We start from the raw sequence: 24,333 nt of genomic DNA on the forward strand, positions 1-24,333 counted from the left end.
ATGCACCTCACCGAGATTTTCGCCAAGGACGTCCAGCGGCCCATCGAGGGCGTCATCAAGGCTGACGACGTTGCACACCTGGGCACCGAGGTTGACGAGTACGTCCTGACCAATGAAGCCGCCAAGGGACTGGAACTGCTGCTTGAGGCATACACGAACTACACCAACGCGAACGGTGTCTGGATTTCAGGCTTCTTCGGCTCCGGCAAGTCCCACCTGTTGAAGATGCTCGCGCACCTCCTCGGCGATGTGGAGGGCGACGACTTCCCTCGCGAGCGCGTCTCGGAGAGCTTCCGCGCCAAGGCGACGGATGCCTTCCTCCCGCCCCTTCTCGACAAGGCCGACCGCATCCCAGCCAAGAGCCTGTTGTTCAACATCGATCAGAAGGCCACCCTGATCAGCAAGGATCAGACCGACGCCCTGCTGCGCGTATTCGTGAAGATCTTCGATGAGTCTCGCGGCTACTACGGAGACCAGGGACACATCGCCCGCTTCGAGCGCCAGCTCGACGACGAGGGGCAACTCGATGCGTTCAAGAGCGCGTTCCAAGCTGCGTCGGGCCGGGAGTGGATGGAGCGCCGGCCGAGCTTCGGCCTTCCAACCGTGCGCAAGCAAGTCAACGAGGCATACGCCCAGATCACCGGCCTCGACGCATCTGCCGCACCCGACATCTTGAAGACCTACCAGGACACCTACTCGGTCTCGATCGAGGACTTCGCCGACGAAGTTCGCGACTGGCTAGACAAGCAGCCCGCAGGGTACCGGTTGAACTTTTTCGTGGATGAGGTCGGTCAGTTCATCGGCTCGAACACGCATCTGATGCTGAACCTTCAGACGATCGCCGAGTCGCTGAACACTAAGTGCGGTGGCCGGGCCTGGGTGTTCGTGACCTCACAGGAGGACATGGACAAGGTCGTCGGTGACCGCACCAAGCAGCAGGGCAACGACTTCTCGAAGATTCAGGCCCGGTTTAAGACCCGAGTGAAGCTCACCTCCGCAGACGTGGAAGAGGTCATCCGCAAGCGACTGCTGGAGAAGAACGACAAGGGCACCCAGGTGCTCGAAGCCGTCTACGCGCAGGAGTCTGCGAACTTCAAGACACTGTTTGACTTCGTTGATGGAGCGAAGACCTACCGGAACTTCACCGACGAGGCCCACTTCGTCGGCACCTACCCGTTCGTCAGCTACCAGTTCCCTCTGTTCCAAGCCGCGATCGAGGGCATCTCTGACCACAACGTCTTCGAGGGCCGCAACAGTTCCGTTGGTGAGCGCTCCTTGCTCGGCGTCGTCCAGCAAGTCGCCAAGGACATCGGCAATGTCGAGATCGGCACGTTGGCCACCTTCGACGCCATGTTCGCAGGCATCCGCGCGTCGTTGAAGTCCGCGGCACAGCGCTCAATTGACCGCGCCGAGCGTGACCTGCCCGACAGCGGTTCACCGGTCACCAAGCTCGCCGTGCGACTGCTCAAGGCACTGTTCCTGGTGAAGTACGTCGAGAGCTTCCAGGCCACTCCGCGCAACCTAACCGTGCTGGTCTACAACCGGTTCGGACTCGACCTGCCCGCGTTGTCCAAGCAGGTTCAAGACGCGCTCACGCTCCTGGAAACCCAGACATACGTGCAGCGCAACGGCAACGTCTACGAGTACCTGACCAACGAAGAGCAGGTGATCGAGGAAGAGATCAAGAACGTCGAGATCGACTCATCTGAGGTCTCCACCCGGCTGAACAAGATTCTCTCCGGCGATGTGGTCAAGACCTCCAAGCTCCGGTATGCGAAGAACGGGCAAGACTTCCCGTTCGGGTACAAGCTCGATGACCAGGCGTTCGGTCAGCAGCGCGAGCTTTCGCTGCACTTCATCACTCCCGAGTACCCCTACGGGCCGGAGGAGATTCGCATGCACTCGGCGGGCAAGGACGAATTGCGCGTGGTCCTCGCCCCGGACGACCGGGTGCTGGCCGACCTGCGGCTGCTGATCAAGACCGAGAAGTACACCAAGCGGAAGCAGACCAGTTCGCTCTCGCCGGTCGAGGAGCAGATTCTGCGCGCCAAGGCCACCCAGAACGCGCAGCGCGAGAAGGAACTGGTAGAGCGAATCCGCCAGGCCGTCGGGCGAGCCGATCTGGTGATCAACACCGCAGACCTCACATCCGGGTCGCAGGAAGCAGTCGCGCGGATCACCGAGGGGTTCCAAGACCTCATCGCGCGCACCTACACGCAGCTCAGCCTGCTCGATGGACGCACTTACAGCGAGCAGCAGGTTGCCGGGTTCGCGAACCCCGACCAGGCCGCCATGATTGACGACTCCTCAATGCACGCGCCCGCGGCCCCGGCAGATGAGGTGCTGTCGTACGTCCTGCAGCGCGACCGTCTCGGGGAGCAGATCACCGTCAAGAAGATCGTCGATCACTTCCAGGCCAAGCCCTACGGCTGGGACCTCGCCTCCATCGAGTGCGTCGTCGCCTGGCTCGTCGGCACCTCGAAGATCACTCTGACGGTCGATTCCAACATCCTCAAGCGCAGCGAAGTGGCGGCGGCACTGCGCAACACACAGAAGCACTCCCATGCAGTCGTCGCACCTCAGAAGACCTTCGACCAGCGCAAGGTCGCCACGCTTCGTGCCTTCTGCACGGACTTCTTCGACGAGCCTGCCGTGTCGAAAGACCCGCTCGAATTGGCCCGGCACACAAGCGAGCGCCTCCGCGCCAAGAGTGAAGAACTCAAGGCGCGAGTCAGCGGCTCCAAGTACCCCTTCGTGACTCAGCTCGAAGCTCCGATCGCGCTGCTGGATTCTGTCGTGGGCAAGCCCGATGACTGGTACCTGAGCGACTTCGCCGCCGCCGACGATCTCCTTGACGCGAAGACCGACATCATCGACCCCATCCAAGCCTTCCTCGGCGGCGCCCAGCGCAAGATTTACGACGAGGCAAGCGAACTCCTCACTACCAACGCCAACAACCTCAACTATCTGCCATCTGGGAGCAGCCAAGAGGTGGCCGGACTCCTCGCAGACCCGCAAGCCTTCCGTGGTAACCGGATGACCAAGCTGAAAGCCGCCGCAGTTGAACTTGAGGCGCGCATCGACGAGGCGCTTGTCGCGAACCGCGACGGAGCACTTCTAGAGATCAACTCACGTTGGGCGCCCCTCCAGACCAGCACGATTTACCTCAATGCCACTGACGACGCCAAGCGCAACGCGACCCAGAAAGTCAACACGATCCTCGACAGGATCGGCCGTGAGAGCCAGATCGCCGTCGTCCGCGAGATCGCCAACACCTTCGAGGAACACACCTACCCGGCCATCCTCGACCAACTCGCCGAGAACCCCCGTCCTCGCAACGACGACACGGCGGTCTCGACGGCTCCTGTGAAGCAGACCGTCTCGGTCAAGAGCATCAGTGCCACCGGCATCCACGGCGTACTGGAGACCGAAGACGACGTAGACCGTTACCTCGATGCGCTCCGCACCGCGCTGGTCCAGGCCCTCAACGACGACAAGCGCATCGCGCTGTAGGAGACACCACCCATGGAAACCGCACCGCTGAAGAGCTTCGCCACCTGGGCCAGGCGCGAACTCATCACCCAGGTCAGCGCCCGGCTGACCGCAGTACTCGCCCCCTCCTCACCGGAACGAGTCGAGAACCAGCGTGCCGTGGCCATGCTCGAACGCGATATCGCGGCCGCGGGAGGCGGCGCCAAGGGCAAGGACGCGATCGCTGACAAGGTCGCGTACACCTGGTTCAACCGCATCATTGCGCTGCGCTTCATGGACGCCAACGGCTACACCGGCATCGGCGTCGTCTCACCCGCGCACGGCCAGCAAGTCGGACAGCCCGAGATACTCGCCGACGCCAAGCGCGGCAGCATCGATCCCGCCGTCATCACCAACAATCGCACCCTCGACGCGATCACCGGACTCCTCGACGGAACCCGCAACAGCGCGGACCCCCAGGGCGAGGCATACACCCTCCTGCTTGCCGAGTACTGCCGTTACTGGAACCGTTCGATGCCGTTCATGTTCGAGCGTGAAGGCGACTACACCGAACTCCTCATCCCCGCGAACCTCCTCGCAGCAGACTCGATCCTCACTCAGGCGACCGCGGCTCTCACCGAAGAGGTCTGCCGCGAAGTCGAAGTGATCGGATGGCTGTACCAGTTCTACATCTCCGAACGGAAGCAGGAGGTCTTCGACGGGTTCAGGAAGGGCAAGAAGGCAGGCGCGGCCGAGATTCCGGCAGCCACCCAGCTCTTCACTCCACACTGGATCGTCCGCTACCTCGTCGAGAATTCTGTTGGCCGCCTGTGGATGCTCAACCACCCTGCATCCGGACTCGTCGACCAGATGGACTACTACATCGCACCGATCGACAACGAGGGCGACTTCCTCAAGGTCGCCAGCCCCGAGGAACTGACGGTCATAGACCCGGCCTGCGGCTCCGGACACATGCTCACCTACGCGTTCGACCTGCTCTACGCGATCTACGAAGAGGAAGGCTACACGCCTTCCGAGATTCCCGAGCTGATCCTCACCCACAACCTCTACGGCACCGAGATCGACCCACGTGCCGGAGCGCTGGCAGCGTTCGCACTCACCATGAAGGCGCGCGCCAAGCAGCGCACGTTCTTCGACCAGCAGGTCCAGCCGAACATCTGCGTGCTTGAACCGATCTCGTTCAGCCCAGACGAGTTGGACTACATCATCACCGCGGATGGCGACAAGCGCGCAGAGGAACTGTTCTGGAACCAGTTCGCCGGAGCCGACACCCTCGGGTCACTCATCCAGCCCGATCCCGATCTGACCGTCCGACTCGGCCAACACCTCGCGACGCTCCACGACGAAGGCGACATCCTCCGCGCCGATTCGATCGAGCGGGCCCAGCGGACGATCCGACAGGCGGAGTTCTTGTCCGCTCGTTATTGCCTCCTCGTTGCGAATCCACCCTATATGGATGCTCGCAACATGGGCGGGGCTCTGTATGACTTCGTAGTAGAGCACTTCCCGAAAGCATTCACTGGGATAGACCTCGCCTTCGTGCTTCGGTCGCGTTCACTAGTACAGCCGAAGGGTTACCTTGCACTTCTGACCATGGATAGTTGGCTCGGGAACGTCGAATGTGCAGAGTTTCGAGATGTCGTCCGCGAGGCACTGTCTCCCCGAATACTTCTCCATCTCGGGCCGCGCGCATTCCCCGAGATCGCAGGTGGAGTCGTCCAGGTCTCTGCCACGCTCTTCCAAAATGCCGCTCCAGGCTCCGCGAAGAGCATCTTCATCGCCGCCACCGGAGGAGCTACCACGGATGCAAAGGTGGGGCAGTTCCGGGACGCGTCTCGGCACTACGGGCACACGCTTGACTGGTTCGATGTCTTTCCGGGCCGGGTTTTCACCCCGTATGCGGCATCCGAAAGCGCACATAGCACGTTTGCCTCAGCATCGGCTATGAGTTCGATCGCTGAGGTCCGCACAGGACTCCAGACCGGAGACAACTCCCGGTTCCTACGCCAATGGTTTGAGGTCTCCTATTCCAGCGTTCGTGTCGATGGTCTTGGCGACAACTCACGCTGGGTGCCGTACGTGAAGTCAAGTTCACCGACTCGATGGTTCGCACGCGAGGACCTGGTCGTTGACTGGCGGGGCGACGGTGCCGAGATTCGAGCGCATCCGAGTTCTGTGGTTCGAAACTCAACGTACTACTTTCAGCCTGGCCTTTCCTACGGTGGGCTCGCGGGGAATCTCAAGGCGCGCCTTGTTTCGACGGACACCATCTTCGATCAGAAGAACTCGATGGTATTCCCGGTTGGGGCAACCACGACCGAGCAACTGCTCGCGCTCATGAACAGCCCGGCCTTCGAGGTTTTGGCGCGGCTCGTCTCGCCAAAGGGTTTCGGCGTTGGTACGCTCTCTCAGCTCCCGATCCCGAAGGAGACGCTGGCAGCGCCGCGCATCGAAGCGATCGCGCAGCAAGCGATCGAGTTATCACGGGCAACTTTTGATCGGTCGGAGATATCTCGCGGGTTCGTCGGTCTCGACTCGATCTTCATGGGTGCTGAGAGGCATCCCTCACTTCGGTCCAGCGTGAGATCCATGCAGGAGATGGATACCCGGATTCAGAGCGAGCTGAGAGACATCGAGACCGAGAACGCTCGTATATTCCAAGTGGCCCTGCTCGCTGTCGCTGACTGGTCGCCAGCGGAGGTACCGCTCGCGCCGCCGTACTCAGAAGCGTCAGTCGTGCAGGACCTGGTCTCATATGCGATCGGCTGCATGTTCGGTCGGTACAGCCTCGACGAACCCGGCCTGATTCTCGCTGACCAGGGAGCGACAATGCAGGACTACCTCGCCAAGGTGCCACAGCCGACGTTCGAGCCTGATGCAGACAACGTTCTACCGATCGTGGACGGTGACTGGTTCGAGGACGATATTGTGGCGAGGTTCCGCCAGTTCCTGCGGGCGGCGTTCGGCGAGGAGCACTTCGAGGAGAATCTGCGGTTCGTTGAGGAGTCGCTCGGCGTCAAGGCTCTGCGGGAGTACTTCGTTACCCGTGCCGGACGATCCAAGTTCCACGACGATCACGTCAAGCGTTACAAGAAGCGCCCGATCTACTGGCTGTTCTCCAGCCCAAAAGGTTCGTTCAACGCGTTGATCTACATGCATCGCTACACCCCGTCCACGGTCTCGACGGTACTGAACGAGTACCTGCGCGAGTTCGAGTCGAAGCTGGAGGCGAACCTTCAGCACCAGGAGCGTCTCGCCGCCGGGGATGGCACGCCACGCGAGAAGGCCGCAGCGCTGAAGGAGTCCGAGCGGCTGCGCAAGGTGCTGCTGGAGCTCGATGAGTACGAGCACAACGTGCTCTACCCACTGGCGTCGCAACAGATCGCCATCGACCTCGACGACGGGGTAAAGGTGAACTACCCGAGGTTCTACCCGGCCCTCAAGAAGATCACTGGGTTGGAGGCTGCCGATGAATGAGAGCGCACGCAGCCAACGAGGAGCCGAACGGGAGTTGCTCGCGCGTGCCGCAGAGGTGATCGAGGAAGGCCAGGCTGCGGCGGCTCGTCAGACGAACCTCGCGCTCACGTTGACCTTCTGGCGGCTCGGGCGGCTTGTCGGCGAGGAAGTGCTCGGTTCGGAGCGCGCTGCCTACGGCGAGCAGATTGTCGTCTTACTGGGACGACAATTGGTGGAGCGGTACGGAAGTTCCTACGAGGAGAAGAACCTTCGCCGCATGGTCCAGTTCGCCCAGCAGTTCCCAGACGAGCAGATTGTCGTCTCGCTGGGACGACAATTGAGCTGGACCCACTTTCGAGCCCTGCTGCCGCTGAAGTCCCCAGAGGCCAGAGCCTTCTACGTGCAGGAGGCCATGGCTCAGGGGCTGAGCGTTCGAGGCTTGCGCCATCTGATCTCGCGGAAGGCGTTCGAGCGCCGTGAGATCGCTAACGCGCAGTTCGTGGGTGAGACTGGCGTCCCGCGCGACGTGTTCCGCGACCCGTACCTGCTGGACTTCCTCGGCCTGGAGGATACGTTCCTCGAACGCGACCTCGAAGCAGCGATCGTCCGAGACATGGAGGCGTTCCTGCTCGAAGCGGGCAACGGCTTCGCGTTCGTCGAGCGCCAGAAGCGGATAATCATCGACGATGACGACTACCACCTCGACCTGCTCTTCTTCAGCAGACCGCTGCGGCGCCTCGTCGCCGTTGAGTTGAAGATCGGCAAGTTCAAGGCCGCCTACGAGGGCCAGATGAAGCTCTATCTCAAGTGGCTTGACCGCTACGAACGGCAGGAGGGTGAGGAGTCACCGATCGAACTGATCCTGTGTACGGAGACGGGTCGCGAGCAGATCGAGCTGCTGGAGATGCACAAGGACGGGATCGTCGTCGCTGAGTGCTGGACCGCGCTACCGCCGAAGGCCGAGTTGCAGGCACGCATCCAGCAGATTTATCAGGCGGCCGCCGAGAGGGTTGCGAGGCGGGAGATCGAAGCGACATCGGGGCAGGAGGGCGCAGAATGAGCTCGCTCGGCGCGGTCCTTCCACATCTGGAGCGACGATTCGAGTCGCAACGGATCGTGTTCTGGCATGACACGGATGGCGAGTACGCCGCCGAGTTCGACACGCTTGACCTCGGCGAGGTCACGACGTTGCGCGTCGAGAACAACGAGTACGCGGTGAAGAACCGTGTGCTGCATGACGATCCGGCGGCCAAGTTCCTCATTTACAGGGCAGGTGGCGTACCCGTCGGCATCGGCAACTGGTTGCTCGACCTTGAGCTGGCCTACGGCGTGTTCACGGCCGACCGTCCGGCGCTCGTGCGACAGGACCTTGGGCTCAATGGCCCCCGAATCGACCAGGTTGTCCGCGACCAGGAGAAGTTCTTCCGGGCCGCCAAGCGAGTGCAGATCCTCAAGACCTTACTCGCGTCCGACGACGACGCGGACAGGTTGCGCGCCAAGATGTGCGCTGTCTTGTTTGGCCAGCGGGAGCACAGCATGCTGGAACTCACTCGCACGCTGCTGATCGAGAACGCACGTAGCGAGGCGAGCAAGTACGAAGCCTTGGTTGAGCAGGGGCTCGATGGGTTCCACTGGGCTGGGGTAGCCAAGATTTACGGCTATGAAGCAAACGAGCCCAGCGTCGATGACTTCGTGTTGTGGATGTTCCGCCAGGCCGCCAACGGGTTCGCATCGGAGGTCCCAGGTGCGCTGCGCAACGTCCAGCTTGACTTCGCGAGCCTGCGCAATGACCGGCGCAGCACCGACGCCCTCGCGATCTTGGCGCGGCGAGCGTCAGAGAGCCTGAGCTACGCGGACAGCATCGAGGACGCCGAACTCATCGACCTTGCTGGCAATGACCTCTTCGAGGATGTGGAACAGAAGGTCATCAGTCTGCTCGCCCAGGCCGTTGGTGAACGGACGATGAACGCGCGGGAGGTCTCAGAGACGATCCGCGCTCGCCAGAGCAGCATCTGGGTGGACGGGTATCGGGAGTTGTACACGGCGCTCGGTGCCGCCTCGGACCTGCTGAGCGAACTCTCAACCGCGCGGTTCGCGATCGCGTCGTTCGACGAGGGCCTGGACCGCTACCGCACGCAGTGGTTCCGCATCGACCAGCTCTATCGACAGTTCCACTTCGCAGCTCGCACTACCGAGTATGCGGGACCGCTGGAAGCTCTCCGCTTCGAGGTGGAGAAGCACTATGCGAACCGGTATCTGTATGAGCTAGGCAACTCTTGGCAGCAGCAGGTCGACGCTGTGCAGGACTGGCGATCCGTGACGCTACGACCGCAGACCAGGTTCTTCACCGATCACGTTGAGCCGATCATCCGCAAGGGCAACCGGAAGGCCGTCGTCATCATCTCCGATGCGCTGCGCTACGAGATCGCCGATGAACTGCGCTCACGCATCCGGCAGGAAGACCGCTTCGACGCGGAACTCGACGCGATGCTGGGTGTGCTGCCGAGCTACACCCAGCTCGGCATGGCGGCCCTGCTTCCACACAAGAGCCTGGCCCACTCCCATGGTGGCGATCCCGTGCTCGTTGACGGCCAGCGTTCCGACGGAACTGCGAACCGCAACAAGGTCTTGGCTCCAGTGGGTGGGTTCGCGATCCGGGCCGAGGAAGTGTTGTCGATGCCACGTGGTGAGCTGCGCGAACTCTACGGTGCACACCAGGTGTTGTACGTCTACCACGACCGGATCGACGCAATCGGCGACAAGGCGACCACCGAGCGGCAGGTGTTCGAGGCTGCCAACGACGCGCTGCGCGATCTGGTGGACCTGATCAAGCGGCTGACCAACGCGAACGCCACGAACATCCTCGTCACCGCCGACCACGGCTTCCTCTTCCAGGACACCGCACTAGCCGACGCCTCGTACCTATCGACCAAGCCGCAGGGCGATGACCTCGTGGTCACCAACCGTCGATACGTGCTCGGGCGGGGCCTCAAGGACGATCCGGCCTTCCGGACGTTTGAGCCCGAACAGGTGGGGCTCAGCAGCGACCTTGAGGTACAGATTCCCAAGTCAATCCACCGCCTCAAGCTCCCAGGAGCTGGCTCACGGTTCGTCCATGGCGGAGCCTCGCTCCAGGAAGTCGTGGTGCCGGTCGTCACGGTCAACAAGAAGCGCAAGAGCGACACCCGGCTCGTCAACGTCGAGGTACTGCCCGAGACAGACAAGATCACCACCGGGCAACTCGTCGTGAAGCTCTTCCAGTCCGAGCCAGTGAGCGAGAAGGTCCAGCCGCGCACCCTGCGCGCGGGCATCTACGTCGGCGAGACCCTGATCTCGAACCAGCCCGAGCTGATCTTCGACCAGCCCTCCGATGACAAGCGTGACCGCTACCAGAGCGCACGGATGCTGCTCAGCCAGGACGCCAACGAGTTCAACAACCGCACGGTCGAGTTCCGACTCGAAGAGCAGATACCCAACACCACACAGTGGCGCGTCTACCAGCGGGCTCAGTACCTGCTCAAGCGCTCGTTCACGTCGGACTTCGATTTCTAGGGGGAGCAGTAGCCATGACGGACACCCAGAACCATCCCGGCGACGAGCCAGACGCCACGACGAGTACACCGCAGCAGAGCGACCTCGACTACAAGATCAACCTGCTGTTCGGCGGCTCGGTCGTGCGCAAGGACCTCGTGAAGGCCGTCAAGGGCAACGCGATCGTTCCCTCCTACGTGCTAGAGTACTTGCTCGGCCAGTACGCCGCGTCCGACGACGAGGCGACGATCCAGGCCGGTATTGATGCGGTGCGGAAGATTCTTGCTGACCACTACGTGCACCGCAACGAGTCCGAACTGGTGAAGTCCACCATCCGCGAGAAGGGCCGCCACCGGATCATCGACAAGGTGACCGTGACCCTGAACGACAAGCAGGACGTGTACCAGGCATCGTTCGCCAACCTGGGCCTCAGCGGCGTGATCGTCGAACCGGCGACCGTGAAGGCGAACCCGAAGCTGCTCGTCGGTGGCGTGTGGTGTATCTGCGACATCGAGTACTTCCACAGCGACGACGCTCGCGTGGTGCCGTGGATTCTAGGAAGCCTGAAGCCGATCCAGATGTCGAGCTTCGACTACGAGGGCTACCTCGAATCACGCCTGGGGTTCAACACGGAAGAGTGGATCGACCTGCTGATCCAATCCATCGGGTTCAACCCCGAGATGTTCGGTCGCCGTGCGAAGCTCCTGCAGCTCGTGCGCCTCATCCCGTTCGTTGAGCGCAACTACAACCTGGTTGAACTCGGGCCGAAGGGTACCGGCAAGTCCCACATCTACTCCGAGTTCTCGCCCCACGGCATGCTGATCTCCGGTGGCGAGGTCACCGTCCCCAAGCTCTTCGTCAACAACGCCAACGGCCGTATCGGCCTGGTTGGCTACTGGGATGTCGTCGCGTTCGACGAGTTCGCAGGCAAGAAGAAGCGCACCGACAAAGCGCTCGTCGACATCATGAAGAACTACATGGCGAACAAGTCGTTCTCGCGCGGCGTCGAGACCCTCGGGGCCGAAGCATCGATGGTGTTCGTGGGCAACACCTCGCACAACGTGCCCTACATGCTCAAGCACTCCGACCTCTTCGACGAACTGCCCGAGTCGTACCACGACTCCGCCTACCTCGACCGGCTCCACTTCTACATCCCCGGCTGGGAGGTAGACACCATCCGCAGTGAGATGTTCTCCGCCGGCTACGGCTTCGTCGTCGACTACATCGCCGAAGTCCTGCGGTCGATGCGCAACACCGACTACTCCGACCGCTACCAGCAGCACTTCACCCTCGGCTCAGACATCTCCACCCGCGACCGCGACGGCATCCACAAGACCTTCTCCGGCCTGATGAAGCTGATCTACCCAGATGGCAAAGCAACCCCAGCCGAGATCGAGGAGCTGCTCCGGTTCGCCGTCGAAGGACGCAAGCGAGTCAAGGACCAAATCCTGCGGATCGACTCCACGATGGCCGCCGTCAACTTCGGCTACAGCGACAAGACCGGCACCTGGCACGGCGTCACCACGCTCGAACAAGACGAGTACCCCGACTACTACCAAGCGCGATCGCCCCGGACCGACGACGTGGTCTCGACCGATGAGGTGGATGCCACCGACGCAGAACCCACAGCGACGGTCCAGCCGTCGAACGCGCAGGCGCCTCAACTATTCGAGGGACATCGAGAGTTCCAGGAGAACCAGCGCGGAGTCTCCTACGAAGCGCTGCTCATGCCGTACCTCCGCGGTGCAAGCGACATCACCATCTTCGACCCCTACATCCGGCTGCCGCACCAAGGGCGCAACCTCGTCGACCTGCTCGCTCTGCTGGCAGCCTCCAAAGACCCCGCCGACGAAATCACCGTCACGCTCGTGACCAAGGAAGTCCGAGGCGAGTACGAGCAACAACACCTCCTCATGCTCAAGGACATCCAAGACAGCGCCGCCACCGCAGGCATCCAGTTCACGGTCACCTGGGACGACACCATCCACGACCGGTCAATCCGCACCGACCGCGGCTGGAAGCTCCTCCTCGGCCGAGGACTCGACATCTTCCAGAAGGGCTCCGGTAGCCCGTACGACCTCGGCTCCCGACGCCAAGAGTTCCGCCAGGTTTTCGCCTTCGGCATCACCTACATCAACGAAGGCGACGGTGACTCATGACCGATATCAGCATCAACGGGATTTCCCATAGGCCTGTATCGGGTATTTCCGAGGACAGCCTCAGTCCCGAGCGACTTCGCACTATTGTTCAGGAATCTTACCTGAACTTCCTGTTCGGCGCAGGAACTCCGTCGTCGTTCTTCGGCCTGTTAGGAAACGTGGAAGACGCGTTGACTGAACTCGCGGACTCACCCGCGGACGATGAAGTGAAGGTGCTCGTCCGCGCGTCGATTCACGCGTACTTCTTCGACTCAGTACTCGTTCCGAATCTAAAGATCATTGAGCGTCACGCTGACGCAGAACCCGTCCTTACCTCGTACGCCAAGTTTCTGCGCACCGTCAACCGCATTCTTCTCAAGCGCCACAGCTCAATACTTGCTAAGCAAGCCAACATCTTCACGACAAAGGGACTGGTGCGCGAAGAGGTGACATACGATCTGTGGTGTTCGCACACCACAGGGAAGGATGTGCACCATGCCCGCCCCCTACCCCCGAGAGTTCCGCGATGACGTCGTCCGCGTGGCCCAGAACCGCGAGCCCGGTACTCGGCTGCGCCAGATCGCCCAGGACTTCGGCATCTCCGAGTCTTACTTGACGAACTGGATGCGTCAGGCAGAGATCGAGGCCGGCAACAAACCCGGGACCACGAAGGCCGAAGCTGAAGAACTCCGCACTGCCCGGCGCAGGATCCGTCTGCTGGAGCAGGAGAACGAAGTCCTGCGCCGGGTAGCGGCCTACCTGTCCCAGGCGAACCTGCCGAAAAAATGATGTACCCGCTCGTGAAAGAGCTCGCCACTGACGGGATCCCCGTCGTGGTGTCCTTGCGGGTGCTCAAGCTCGCCCGCCAGCCTTACTACCGCTGGCTGGAGAACCCTCTCACGCGAACCGATCTCGACCAGGCCTACCGGGCCAACGCCCTGCACGCCGCTCACCAGAACGACCCGGAGTTCGGGTACCGGCTGCTGCGTGACGAGGCCGAGAACGCCGGGGAACCCATGGCCACCCGGACCGCCTGGCGGCTCTGCCAGGCCAACCGGTGGCACTCAGCGTTCGGGACCAAGCGAGGCAAGAACGGGCGCCGGCCCGGCCCGCCCGTGCACGATGACCGTGTCAAGCGCCAGTTCACCGCCCAAGGACTGAACCAGCTCTGGCTGACCGACATCACCGGGCACCCCACGGGCGAGGGCAAGCTCTACCTCTGCGCCATCAAGGACCTCTACGCCGGGCGGATCGTGGGGTACTCCATGGCCGGGCGCATGCAGGCCTCGTTGGCCGTGGACGCCCTTCACCAAGCCGTGGCGCGCCGAGGAGGCACGAGCGTGGTGGCCGGGTGCGTGGTGCACTCCGACCGCGGCTCGCAGTTCAGCTCGAACTTGTTCCAGGACGCCCTCACCCGGCACGGGCTGCTCGGTTCGATGGGACAGGTCGGCTCGGCCGGGGACAATGCGGCCATGGAGTCCTTCTTCGCGCTCCTGCAGAAGAACGTGCTCGATCGACGGCAATGGGCCACACGGGAGGAGTTACGCACGGCGATCGTGACGTGGATCGAGAAGACGTATCACCGGCGGCGCCGACAGGACCGGCTGGGTCGGTTGACCCCGGTCGAGTGCGAGATGATCATGGACCCCACGACCGCACACGCGGCGTGAGACAAACTGTCACCTATCCATGCACCAGTCCCTACCGTTCGGCCAGGGACTTGACACTCATCCCGCCCAGATAATCACCGACAAGCTGGTCCACCTCGGAGGCAGTGAGAAAAGTTTGAGCCGTCTCGATAGTCCTCACAACAGGCCCCCGACCATCACTCGGCGCGCTACTCTGGGGTCGTGCGGACACCTTGTAGACCCCGCGCAACAGGCGGTTGACCAAGGTTTTTGTCTTCGGGGCGGAGTTGCCGAACGTGCTACTTAGGCACCCCACACGAAGCCCCCGGAATCATGCAGATTCCGGGGGCTTCTTCGTGTGCTCAGCGAAGCCCGCCGTCAGCGCATCCACGGCGGCCCCCGTGTGCTCCCCGAGCGGGCCGAGCTTCCCCTGCGTGCGCAGCTGCGGGATCGTGGTGCCGGCCGAGTCCCGCGTGGCCGAGGCGAGCGAGTCGACCGCCGGGCCGGTGAGGCCGGCGTCGTCCAGGGCCGCGGGCAGCGTGGCGGCCAGGGCGGTGGAGATGATGGCCCCGGCGACCGCGGTGCCCAGCGCCGAGCCAGCCCGAGGCGTCCGGGCCCAGGAGCAGGGCGAGCACCACCACGCCGGCCACCTCCAGACCCAGCCCGATCAGCACGGTGCCCGGGGCGCCGAACCGGGCCGCCAGGTGACGGGCCGCGGCGCCCGAGAGGAACGCGCCCGCGGCCATCGCGGCCAGGACCAGGCCCGCCCCCATCACATCCAGGCCGAGCGCGTTGACGAGGTAGAGCGGCAGCACGAAGATGATGGCGAACTCGCCGACGGCGAGAGGGCCGATGGCCGCCGTGCCCACGGCTTAGACGGCCCGGGTCCCGATCAGCATGCCCCCGCTCGAGGAGGCTGCCGCGAGCGGGGCCGCCCGGGGCCGCCCGGCGGCCGATTCCGTCGCTCAGCTTCGCAGGGACGACACCGCCGGGCATCAACCGTTCGACGGACGCCCGGTCCGCTGCCGGGCGTAGAGTCGGCCGGTGAGGGCGTCGACCCGACGCCGCACCCCCGCCGACGAGGAGGTCTGCCCATGTCCGTCGTGAAGATCAACGCCATCAGCGTCCCCGAGGGCGCCGGCCCGGAGCTCGAGAAGCGGTTCGCCGCCCGCAAGCACGCGGTGGACCAGGAGCCGGGCTTCGAGGGCTTCCAGCTGCTCCGGCCCACGGCGGGCGAGGACCGCTACTTCGTGGTCACGACGTGGGCGTCGGAGGAGGACTTCCAGCGCTGGCGGGACGGGCGCATGCCCGCCGCTCACGCCGCCGAGCAGGGCGGCCGCCCAGCGCCGGTCGCCACGGGCGCCGACCTGCTCGAGTTCGAGGTCGTGGACCTGGGCTGATCGCGGCGCCGCAGCAGGCGCATCGCGTTCACGATGACCAGCAGCACGGACGCCTCGTGCACGAGCATGCCGACGGCCATCGTGACGCCGCCGGCGAAGACGCCGGCCAGCAGGGCCGCGACGGTCACGAGGGAGATCGCGATGTTCTGCCGCATCACCCGCACCGTGCGCCGGGCCAGATTGAGGGCCTGCGGCAGCCGCTCGAGCCGGTCGCCCATCAGGGCGATGTCCGCGGTCTCGATGGCCACACCGGAGCCGGCCGCGCCCATGGCCACGCCGATGTCCGCCGTCGCCAGGGCCGGGGCGTCGTTGACACCGTCACCGACCATCGCGACGACGCGGCCCTCGGCCTGCAGGGCCTCGATCGCCTCGAGCTTGTCCTGGGGCAGCAGGCCCGCCCGCACGTCGTCGACGCCCACCTGCCGGGCCACGGCCTGCGCGACGCCGGGCTGGTCGCCGGTCAGCATCACGACCTCGCGGACGCCGATCCCGTGCAGCGCTCGGATCATGCCCGCGGCCTCGGGCCGGAGGGTGTCTGCGACAGCGAGGACGCCGAGCGGGATGTCGTCGACGACGACCGCCACCGGGGTCCGGCCCGCCTCCGCGAGCTCGGCCGCGACGGTCTCGACCCGGTCGGTCGCGGCCGGATCCACGCCGCGCTCGCGCAGCAGCGCCGCGTTGCCCACGGCGACGACGCGGCCGTCCACCTCTCCGGTGAGCCCGCGGCCGAGGACGACGTCCACATCGGTGGCCAGCGGGCCGTCCAGCAGGCCGCGGTCCCGGCCCGCCGCGACGACCGGCGCGGCCAACGGGTGGTCCGAGGCCGCCTCGAGCCGTGCGGCCCAGCGCAGCACCTCGCCCTCGGCCCCGGGCTCGAACGCGACGACGTCTGTCAGCTCGGGGGTGCCCGAGGTGAGGGTGCCGGTCTTGTCGACGGCGACGGCGTCGACCTTCGCGGAGCGCTCGAGGAACTCCCCTCCCTTGATGAGCACGCCGTCCTTGGCGCCGCGGCCGATCCCCGCCACGATCGCGACCGGGATGGAGATCACGAGGGCGCCCGGGCAGCCGATGACCAGCAGGGTCAGGGCCAGGGGGACGTCCCGCGTGATCAGACCGGTCGCGAAGGCCAGCACCATGATCGCCGGGGTATACCAGCGGGAGAAGCGGTCCATGAACCGTTGGGTCCGAGCGCGGGCCTCCTGCGCCGCCTCGACGCGGTGGATGATGCGCGCCAGCGTGGTGTCGACGCCCACGCCCCGCGCCTCCACCTGCAGCAGGCCTGCCGTGGCCACGGTGCCCGCGTACACGGTGTCGCCGTCGGTCTTCTCCGCCGGGATGGACTCGCCCGTGATGGATGCCTCGTCCACGGCGCCGACCCCGGTGAGCACCACGCCGTCCACGGGCACCCGGGCGCCGGCCTTGACGAGGACGGTCGCGCCGGGGGCCACCTCGTGGGCGGACACGGTGCGCTGCGTCCCGTCTGCGTCCACGACGACGGCGGTCTCGGGCGCCGTGGACACGAGGTCCGCGAGCGCCGAACGAGTCTGAGACAGGGTCGCGTCCTCGAGGCCGTGGCCGAGGGCGAAGAGGAAGGTCACGGCGGCGGCCTCCCAGAAATTGCCGAGCAGGGACGCGCCGATCGCGGCGGTGGCGACGAGCAGGTCGATGCCGACGGTCTTCACCCGCAGGGCGGCGATCGCGTCGCGCGCGATCGGCAGGCCGGCCACGACGGCGGCGGCGAGCATCAGGCCCGCCGCCACGAGGTGTCCGGTCCCGTGGGCCAGCTGCTCGGGCGCCAGCACGAGCGAGACGGCGATCAGCAGGCCGGCCACCACGGGACGCCGCCAGCGGCGGGACAACGTGAACCGGGCACGAGGGCGGCCCGGACGTGTGACGGCGAGGGTGGACATGGCGGACTCCGTTCGTCGGGGGCGGGGCGGTGTCAGAAGGCCGACGGCCGGGCGGTGTAGCCGACCTTGGCGACGGCCTCGACGAGGTCCTGGGCAGTGGTGGTCTGCGGGTCGTGGTCGACCTCGATGCGCTGGGTCTCGAAGTGGACCTGCGCGCCGGTCACGCCGGGCAGGGCGTCGAGGGCCTTCTCGATCTTCCGGACGCACGAGGGGCAGCTGAAGCCCTCGGCGCGGAGCAGGGTGTGCGTGGTGGCGGTCATGGTCACTCCTGTGGGTCGTCACCGGCGCGGCCGCCGATGGGGCTGAGCGGACGGGGCGGGTGCCCGGTCCGATCCCCGTCCTCCGGGGATGTCACTGACGCTACGAAGGGGACGGCGGGCCCGCCTTGATCGCGGTCAAGCTGCCGTGTGGGAGGCTGATGGCGTGCGTATGGACCTGCCCCTCGCCCCCGTGGATGAACCAGAGCCGTGCGCGGCCCGGGTCCCGCTGTTCACCGGGCTGGATCTGGAGCAGCTGCGTCGGGTCTCCGCCCTGGCGCGGCCGCTCGTGCTCGAGGCCGGCGATGCCCTGCACCTGGCCGGTGACCGCACGGACCGCCTGTGCGTCGTGCACAGCGGCCGCCTGGCGCTGACGCTCGGCTCAGCGACCGGCCGGGAACGCGTGGTGCGGATGGTCGAGCCCGGGGACTCCGTGGGCGAGCACGAGTTCCTCACGGGCGAGCCGGCCCGGCACGGGGCGCGCGCCGTGGCCGCGACCCGCCTGTGCACCTTCTCCCACGCCGAGGTCGCCCGACTCCTGGCCGAGCATCCGGGCATCGGGGGACGCGTGATGCGGACGCTGGCCGTCCGCCTGGCCGAGGCTGAACAACGGCTGGCCCGGGAGCATCAGCCTGTCACCGCACGGATCGCCGGACATCTGCTCGGCCTGCCGGCCCTCCGGGACGAGGCCGACCTCGTCGTGGTGCTGACCGCGCCGAAGAAGGACGTCGCCTCGCTGCTGGGCACCACCCCCGAGGCGTTCAGCCGCGGGCTGCGCCGCCTCGCCGACGACGGCCTGATCGCCATGGAGGGCCCGCGGGTGGCGCTGCTGGACCCGGATGCGCTGGAGGCCCTCGCCGCGGAATGACGACCGTGGTCGTGATGTCCCCGGCGGTAGGCTGGGGACTCCCCCGTCCCCCTACCCACGCAGGCCCGTAGCCCGGGCCGGGAAGCGCAGCGCCATGGCCTCCATCCGTCCCATCACCGTCTACGGCGAGCCCGTGCTGCACAGGCGCGCGGCCGAGGTGGAGGTGATCGACGACGAGATCCGCGAGCTGATCGAGGACATGTACGTGACGCAGGACGCCGCCCGTGGCGTCGGGCTGGCCGCGCCGCAGGTGGGCGTGGGCCTGCGGATCTTCACGTGGACCTTCCCCGACACGCAGGACGCCCCGACCGTGGGCCACGTGATCAACCCGATCCTGACCTACCTCGCCAAGCCCGCCCAGGGCGACCCGGACCCCCACGAGGACACCGAGGGATGCCTCTCCGTCCCCGGCCACGGCTTCCCGCTGCTGCGCTCGGACCACGTGCGCGTCACCGGCCAGCGCGTGGACGGCGAGGCGATCGACTTCGAGGCCCGCGGCTGGTTCGCGCGCATCATGCAGCACGAGTACGACCACCTCAACGGCACCCTCTACGTCAACCGGCTCGAGGGCAAGTGGCAGCGGCGCTGGAAGCGCGCGCAGCGGGCCGAGCGTCTGAACGCGCCCGGCGTGACCTGGCTGCCGGGCTCCGACCCGGACCCGTTCGGCCACGACGCCGAGGACCACGAGCACGACCACGAGGACGACGCGCGGTGACCGGCCCCGCCGACCCCGGGGCGGTGCGCCTCACCGCCCCCGCGGCCGCCCTCCCGGCACCCCGGCGTGCGGCCCTCGAGCGCGCCGCGGCCCTGTTCCGTGCCGTGCCCGACTTCCCCGCCCCCGGCGTCGTCTTCCAGGACGTCACGCCCGTCCTCGCCGACCCGGCCGCCCTGCGCGCGGTGGTGGAGGAGATGATCGCCCCGTACGCCGGCCGGTTCGACGCCGTGGCCGGCCTGGACGCCCGCGGCTTCCTCCTGGCCGGCTTCGCGGCCGCGCTGACGGACACGGGCGTGCTCCCCCTGCGGAAGGCGGGCAAGCTCCCGGTGACCGCGGGGCACGTGGCCTACGAGCTGGAGTACGGCAGCGCCGCCCTCGAGGCGTCCCCCGAGCTGGCCGTGCCCGGCCTGCGCGTCCTGGTGCTCGACGACGTCCTCGCCACCGGGGGCACCCTCGCCGCCGCCCACGAGCTGATCGCCGCGTGCGGCGCCGAGGTCGCGGGCTCCGCCGTCGTGCTGGAGGTGGCCGGCCTGGACGGCCGCGACCGCGTGCCGGAGGCCCTGGCGCTGTTCGCCGCCTGACCCCGCCGCAGGTCCGCGCCCGACTCCGGACGCGCCGCGGCCCCGCCACCGGAGAGGCGACGGGGCCGCGGTGCGCCGGCTCCCCCTGGGGAGCCTGGCCCGGTCAGGCCTGCGGGAAGGCGGGGACCTGCTGGCCCGCCATCGTCTCCGCGACGCGGATCACCTGGTGGGAGTAGCCGTACTCGTTGTCGTACCAGACGTACAGGATGGCGTTGCGGCCCTCGTTGTTGACGAGGGTGGCGAGGCCGTCCACCACGCCGGCACGGTCGGAGCCGACGAAGTCGGTGGACACGACCTCCGGGGAGTCGACGTAGCCGACCTGGCCGCGCAGCGCGCCCGTGAGGGACTCCCGCTTGAGGCGGTCGTTCAGCTCCTCCACGGTGGCGGGCTTCTGCAGGGCCAGGTTGAGGATGGCCATGGACACGTCCGGGGTGGGGACGCGGATGGCGTTGCCGGAGAGCTTGCCCTTGAGCTCGGGCAGGGCCTTGGCCACGGCCTTGGCGGCGCCGGTCTCGGTGAGCACCATGTTCATCCCGGCGGCGCGGCCACGACGGGCGCCCTTGTGGAAGTTGTCCACGAGGTTCTGGTCGTTGGTGTAGGCGTGCACGGTCTCCACGTGGCCGTGGTCGATGCCGTAGTCATCCTGGATGACCTTGAGCACCGGGGTGATGCCGTTGGTGGTGCAGGAGGCCGCCGAGATGATGGTGTCCTGGGGCGTGATGTCGTCCGAGTTCACGCCGAACACGATGTTCTTCATCTCGCCCTTGCCCGGGGCGGTCAGCAGGACCTTCGCGGCGCCCTTGGCCTGCAGGTGCTGGGACAGGCCCTCGTCGTCGCGCCAGCGTCCGGTGTTGTCGATCACCAGGGCGTCCTGGATGCCGTAGGAGGTGTAGTCCACGGAGGTCGGGTCGGACGAGTAGATGACCTGGATCTCGGTGCCGTTGGCCGTGATGACCTCGCGCTCCTCGTCCACGGTGATGGTGCCCTCGAACGGGCCGTGGATGGAGTCGCGGCGCAGCAGCGAGGCGCGCTTGACCAGGTCGTCCTCGGAGTTCTTGCGCACGACGACGGCGCGCAGGCGCAGCTTGGACCCGCCCCCGGCGTGGTCCAGGAGGATGCGGGCCAGGAGGCGCCCGATGCGGCCGAAGCCGTAGAGCACCACGTCCTGCTGCTGGCCGAGCCCCTCGCCGGACTTGCCCGTGACGTCCCCCAGCTCGGCGTCGAGGAAGGCCTGCACGTCCTGGCCGGAGGCCGTGTGCTTCCTGGCCAGCTCGGCCAGGTCCACGCTCGCGGCGCCCAGATCCATGCCGGCCATGGCCTCCACGAGCGGGTAGGTGGCCTCCACGCTCAGCGGGCCGTCCTGCACGCGGCGGGCGTAGCGGTGCGCCTTGATGATGTCGATCACGCCGCGGTTCACGAGGGAGCGCCCGTAGATCGAGGTGACCACGTTGTGCTCGCGGTACAGGGTGCCCAGCAGGGGGACCATCTTCTCCGCGAGCTTCTGCTGCGTATTCCACTCGGGGGTCTGGGTCGGGGCGGTGTCTGCCACGGGAGTCCTTCCTGAAAGCCTGAGGGGCCCGTCCGGGGATGGCCCGTCCGGGACCTCGTCGTCCACGGACGGCGCCATTCTATGCGGAGCCCGTCCGGCGCGGGCGTGCGCGTCCGGCCCGGACGCGCGCGCCGCCCGCGTACACTGGCGGGCGGGACGGACCGGCGGACGGCCGCGTGCCCGCCCTTCACGGAGCGGGTGCGAGGAAAGTCCGGGCACCGCAGAGCAGGATGGTGGACAACATCCACCCGGGGTGACCCGCGGGCCAGTGCAACAGAGAGCAGACCGCCTCCGCGCCTCGTGCGCGGCGGTGAGGGTGAAACGGTGGTGTAAGAGACCACCAGCGGCCCCGGTGACGGGGCCGGCTCGGTAAACCCCATCCGGTGCAAGGCCGAACAGGACGCGTCATGAGGGCTGCTCGCCCCAGCGTCCGGGTTGGCCGCTCGAGCCCGTCAGTGATGGCGGGCCCAGATGGATGGCCGTCACCTCGTCCGCGGCGACGCGGCGAGGCACAGAACCCGGCTTACAGCCGGTCCGTCCCCTCGCCCGACGCCACCACACAGCCGCGCGGTGGCGGCCGGCGGTCTCAGAGGTCGTCGTCGTCCGCCCGCTCGAAGTCGAGGACGTAGACGTGGTCGGTCTCGTCCCGGGCCACGAGGCGGTACCCGTAGGACTCCCCGATCCGCACGAGGCGGGCCGGGGTGGGCCGGCGGCGGTCCTTCGGCCACTCGAGGCGCGCGCTCGGGGTCCCCGTGAACGTGCGCTCGCGCAGGCGGCGCTCGAGGTCCGACTCCTCGTGGTTCCGCCCGCTCGAGCGCACGCCCAGCCAGAAGGCCAGCCCCACCACCAGCAGGACCGCCGGGAACACCCAGGCGTACACGTCCATCGCGTCCATCTGCGGATCCTTCCGGTCGTCGGCGCCGGCCGGGTCGTCGGGGCGCACGGGTCCACCCTGCCAGGACCGCGCCCGGAGTGCACGACGGCCCGCCCTAGGGTGGAGGGATGCTGATCCTGCTCCCGCCCTCCGAGGGCAAGACCGCCCCCCGCTCCGGCGCGCTCCTGGACCTGGACGCGCTCTCCCTCGGCGGCGCCGAGGCCGTCACGGCCGCCCGCCGGGAGCTGCTGGCACGGCTGGCCGAGGTCTCGGCCCGGGTCGATGCGCCGGCCCTCCTGGGCGTGGGCGCCTCCCTCGCGGACGAGGTCGCGGCCAACACGCGTCTGGACTCGGCACCCGCCGCCCCGGGGCGCCGGGTCTACACGGGCGTGCTGTTCGAGGCGCTCGACTTCACCTCCCTGTCCCCCGCGGCCCGGCGCCGGGCGGGCACGGACGTCCTCATCTCCTCCGCGCTCTTCGGGGCGACGACGCCGGCCGACCGCATCCCCGCGTACCGCCTCCCCATCGGGGCGCGCCTGCCGGGGATGCCCGGCCTGGCCGCGTGGTGGCGGCCGGTCCTCACCCCGGTCCTGGACGCGTATGCCGAATCCCGCGGCGGCCCCGTGGTGGACTGCCGCTCGGGCGGGTACGCCGCACAGTGGCGGGCGCCGGCCGAGCGCACGCTCACGGTGGACGTGTTCCAGCTGCGCGGCGGCGAGCCCACCGTGGTCTCGCACCACGCCAAGCACACCCGCGGCCTCGTGGCGCGGGCGCTGCTCGATGCCGGACCCCGCGCGGCGGGCACGCTGGAGCGGGCGGCCGACGTCGTCGCCCGGGCCGGCGCCGCGGACGGGCCGCACCCGTGGGAGGTCGAGCTGGTCCCGCCCACCGGGCGCCGTCCGGGGTCCCTGCGCGTGATGCTGCCGGAGAGCTGACGGTCCGGGTCAGTCGCGCCCGGCCACCAGCTCCACCTCGAAGCCGTCCGCCGTCTCGAGGTAGGCGGCGTAGTGGTCCCGCCCGCCGGCGAACGGGTGGCGGTCGGCGAAGAGCAGCGAGAAGCCGCGCTCCTGCGCGCGCGCGGCGAGACGGTCCACCTCGGCGCGCGTCCCGGCGCGGAACGCCAGGTGGTTCAGGCCCGGGCGCAGCCGGTCGTGCCGGCCGGCGGCCACGTCCCGGCCGGACTCCAGGACCAGGTACTCGCCCGCCCCGCGGTAGGTGCACCCCTCCGCCCAGGCGTCCCCGGACGCGTAGCCCAGCTGCTCGAACAGCCACCCCAGCGAGGCCCGGGCCGCCTCGAGGTCCGCGACCCAGATCTCCACGTGGTGCAGCCGGCCCGTGGGGCGCTCCGTCCCGCCGGCCGGCTCCGGCTCCGGTGCGGCAGCCGGCGCATCGGCACCGGCGTCGGCGTCAGCGTCATGGTCCGCGGCCCTGCCGGGCCGGGGGGCGGTCACGGGCACCTCCGAGGCGCCCGCGTCCCACCGGCCGCCGCGGGCGCCGGCGTCCATGGCCTCGTTGGACAGGCGGTCGGCGTCCTTGTTCTGCGCCCGCGGGATCCACTCGTAGGTGACCTGCGCCGGCGGCAGGACGCCGCGGGCCGTCGCGGCGAGGCGGCGCATGTCCTCGTGCTTGATCTTCCAGCGTCCGGACATCTGCTCGACCACGAGCTTGGAGTCCATCTTCACGTGCACGCGTGCGTCCGGGTCGATCGCCTTGGCCATCTCGAGGCCCGCCACGAGCCCGGAGTACTCCGCCACGTTGTTGGACGCCCTCCCCAGCGGGGCCGCGTCGGTCATCAGGATCTCCCCCGTGGCGGGGTCGCGGACCAGCGCTCCGTACCCGGCGACGCCGGGGTTGCCGCGGGAGCCGCCGTCCGCCTCCACCTGCAGGACACGCTGGGCCATGCCGACCTCCCTCTCGAGCACCGCGTCCGGGGC

The 24,333-nt window shown here is 67.1% G+C and carries 18 protein-coding genes and 1 other RNA gene; 13 read left to right on the forward strand and 6 right to left on the reverse strand.

All coding sequences use genetic code 11. From position 1 onward, the window contains the following. From brxC to BJ976_RS06265, 7 genes are all read left to right on the forward strand, one after another. Nucleotides 1–3,513, forward strand: a complete 3,513-nt coding sequence (brxC, locus tag BJ976_RS06235; protein ID WP_135027971.1) for a BREX system P-loop protein BrxC — start codon at nt 1–3, stop codon at nt 3,511–3,513. 12 nt (nt 3,514–3,525) lie between these two features. Then, on the forward strand, nt 3,526–6,969 hold the full coding sequence (gene pglX, locus BJ976_RS06240) for a BREX-1 system adenine-specific DNA-methyltransferase PglX (protein WP_135027972.1): 3,444 nt from the start codon (nt 3,526–3,528) through the stop codon (nt 6,967–6,969). Then, nucleotides 6,962–8,008: a PDDEXK nuclease domain-containing protein gene (locus tag BJ976_RS06245; RefSeq protein ID WP_135027974.1), complete on the forward strand. Its 1,047-nt coding sequence runs from the start codon at nt 6,962–6,964 to the stop codon at nt 8,006–8,008. The genes pglX and BJ976_RS06245 overlap by 8 nt, the downstream gene beginning before the upstream one ends. Continuing rightward, a complete protein-coding gene (gene pglZ / locus BJ976_RS06250; protein WP_135027976.1) occupies nt 8,005–10,500 on the forward strand; it encodes a BREX-1 system phosphatase PglZ type A in 2,496 nt (831 codons plus the stop codon). Before BJ976_RS06245 ends, pglZ begins: the two co-directional genes overlap by 4 nt. Before the next feature lie 14 nt (nt 10,501–10,514). Further along, nucleotides 10,515–12,638: a BREX system Lon protease-like protein BrxL gene (gene brxL, locus BJ976_RS06255; RefSeq protein WP_135027978.1), complete on the forward strand. Its 2,124-nt coding sequence runs from the start codon at nt 10,515–10,517 to the stop codon at nt 12,636–12,638. Next, nucleotides 12,635–13,147 carry a hypothetical protein gene (locus BJ976_RS06260; RefSeq protein ID WP_135027980.1) on the forward strand — a complete coding sequence of 171 codons (513 nt, stop codon included), beginning with the start codon at nt 12,635–12,637 and terminating at the stop codon, nt 13,145–13,147. The genes brxL and BJ976_RS06260 overlap by 4 nt, the downstream gene beginning before the upstream one ends. Beyond that, nucleotides 13,113–14,287 (forward strand): IS3 family transposase gene (locus BJ976_RS06265; RefSeq protein ID WP_135027982.1). Its coding sequence is split into 2 segments (ribosomal slippage): nt 13,113–13,397 and nt 13,400–14,287, totalling 1,173 coding nucleotides; the frame shifts between segments, so codons are not numbered across the junction. Before BJ976_RS06260 ends, BJ976_RS06265 begins: the two co-directional genes overlap by 35 nt. 320 nt (nt 14,288–14,607) lie before the next feature. On the opposite strand, the gene BJ976_RS06270 is transcribed toward BJ976_RS06265, so the two are convergent. Beyond that, complete coding sequence (locus BJ976_RS06270; RefSeq protein ID WP_229667083.1) at nt 14,608–15,114, reverse strand: MFS transporter; 507 nt, start codon at nt 15,112–15,114, stop codon at nt 14,608–14,610. Nucleotides 15,115–15,339: 225 nt separating this feature from the next. Here BJ976_RS06270 and BJ976_RS06275 point away from each other — a divergent pair, with 225 nt between their 5' ends. Next, the gene (locus BJ976_RS06275) at nt 15,340–15,645 is read left to right on the forward strand and encodes an antibiotic biosynthesis monooxygenase family protein (RefSeq protein WP_010078879.1); all 306 of its coding nucleotides are present in this window, start codon (nt 15,340–15,342) and stop codon (nt 15,643–15,645) included. On the opposite strand, the gene BJ976_RS06280 is transcribed toward BJ976_RS06275, so the two are convergent. Then, nucleotides 15,561–17,555 (reverse strand): heavy metal translocating P-type ATPase, encoded by a 1,995-nt coding sequence (locus tag BJ976_RS06280; RefSeq protein WP_260399198.1) that lies wholly within the window; start codon nt 17,553–17,555, stop codon nt 15,561–15,563. The two genes, BJ976_RS06275 and BJ976_RS06280, sit on opposite strands and share 85 nt — an antisense overlap. Nucleotides 17,556–17,587: 32 nt before the next feature. Next, nucleotides 17,588–17,815 carry a heavy-metal-associated domain-containing protein gene (locus BJ976_RS06285; protein WP_010078881.1) on the reverse strand — a complete coding sequence of 76 codons (228 nt, stop codon included), beginning with the start codon at nt 17,813–17,815 and terminating at the stop codon, nt 17,588–17,590. 169 nt (nt 17,816–17,984) lie between these two features. Here BJ976_RS06285 and BJ976_RS06290 point away from each other — a divergent pair, with 169 nt between their 5' ends. The 3 genes from BJ976_RS06290 (at nt 17,985) to BJ976_RS06300 (ending at nt 19,976) form a co-directional block, all read left to right on the forward strand. Then, entirely contained in the window at nt 17,985–18,680 is a 696-nt protein-coding gene (locus BJ976_RS06290) for a Crp/Fnr family transcriptional regulator (RefSeq protein WP_135028510.1), read from the forward strand. Nucleotides 18,681–18,774: 94 nt separating this feature from the next. Then, complete coding sequence (gene def, locus BJ976_RS06295; RefSeq protein ID WP_135027986.1) at nt 18,775–19,395, forward strand: peptide deformylase; 621 nt, start codon at nt 18,775–18,777, stop codon at nt 19,393–19,395. Nucleotides 19,396–19,418: 23 nt separating this feature from the next. After that, nucleotides 19,419–19,976: an adenine phosphoribosyltransferase gene (locus BJ976_RS06300; protein WP_135028512.1), complete on the forward strand. Its 558-nt coding sequence runs from the start codon at nt 19,419–19,421 to the stop codon at nt 19,974–19,976. Between the two features lie 103 nt (nt 19,977–20,079). Here the strand turns inward: BJ976_RS06300 and BJ976_RS06305 are convergent, their stop codons facing one another. After that, a complete protein-coding gene (locus tag BJ976_RS06305; protein ID WP_167736885.1) occupies nt 20,080–21,525 on the reverse strand; it encodes a glyceraldehyde-3-phosphate dehydrogenase in 1,446 nt (481 codons plus the stop codon). 156 nt (nt 21,526–21,681) lie between these two features. On the opposite strand from BJ976_RS06305, the gene rnpB reads away from it, so the two are divergent. Continuing rightward, an RNA gene (gene rnpB, locus BJ976_RS06310) (RNase P RNA component class A) lies at nt 21,682–22,067 on the forward strand. A gap of 44 nt (nt 22,068–22,111) precedes the next feature. Here the strand turns inward: rnpB and BJ976_RS06315 are convergent. Continuing rightward, entirely contained in the window at nt 22,112–22,468 is a 357-nt protein-coding gene (locus BJ976_RS06315) for a hypothetical protein (RefSeq protein WP_229667088.1), read from the reverse strand. Between the two features lie 59 nt (nt 22,469–22,527). Here BJ976_RS06315 and BJ976_RS06320 point away from each other — a divergent pair, with 59 nt between their 5' ends. Beyond that, entirely contained in the window at nt 22,528–23,334 is an 807-nt protein-coding gene (locus BJ976_RS06320; RefSeq protein WP_135027990.1) for a YaaA family protein, read from the forward strand. A gap of 9 nt (nt 23,335–23,343) precedes the next feature. On the opposite strand, the gene BJ976_RS06325 is transcribed toward BJ976_RS06320, so the two are convergent. Continuing rightward, a complete protein-coding gene (locus tag BJ976_RS06325; RefSeq protein ID WP_135027992.1) occupies nt 23,344–24,300 on the reverse strand; it encodes a reverse transcriptase-like protein in 957 nt (318 codons plus the stop codon). Nucleotides 24,301–24,333: the final 33 nt, after the last annotated feature.

This window comes from Micrococcus flavus (assembly GCF_014204815.1).
GTDB classification, from domain to species: domain Bacteria; phylum Actinomycetota; class Actinomycetes; order Actinomycetales; family Micrococcaceae; genus Micrococcus; species Micrococcus flavus.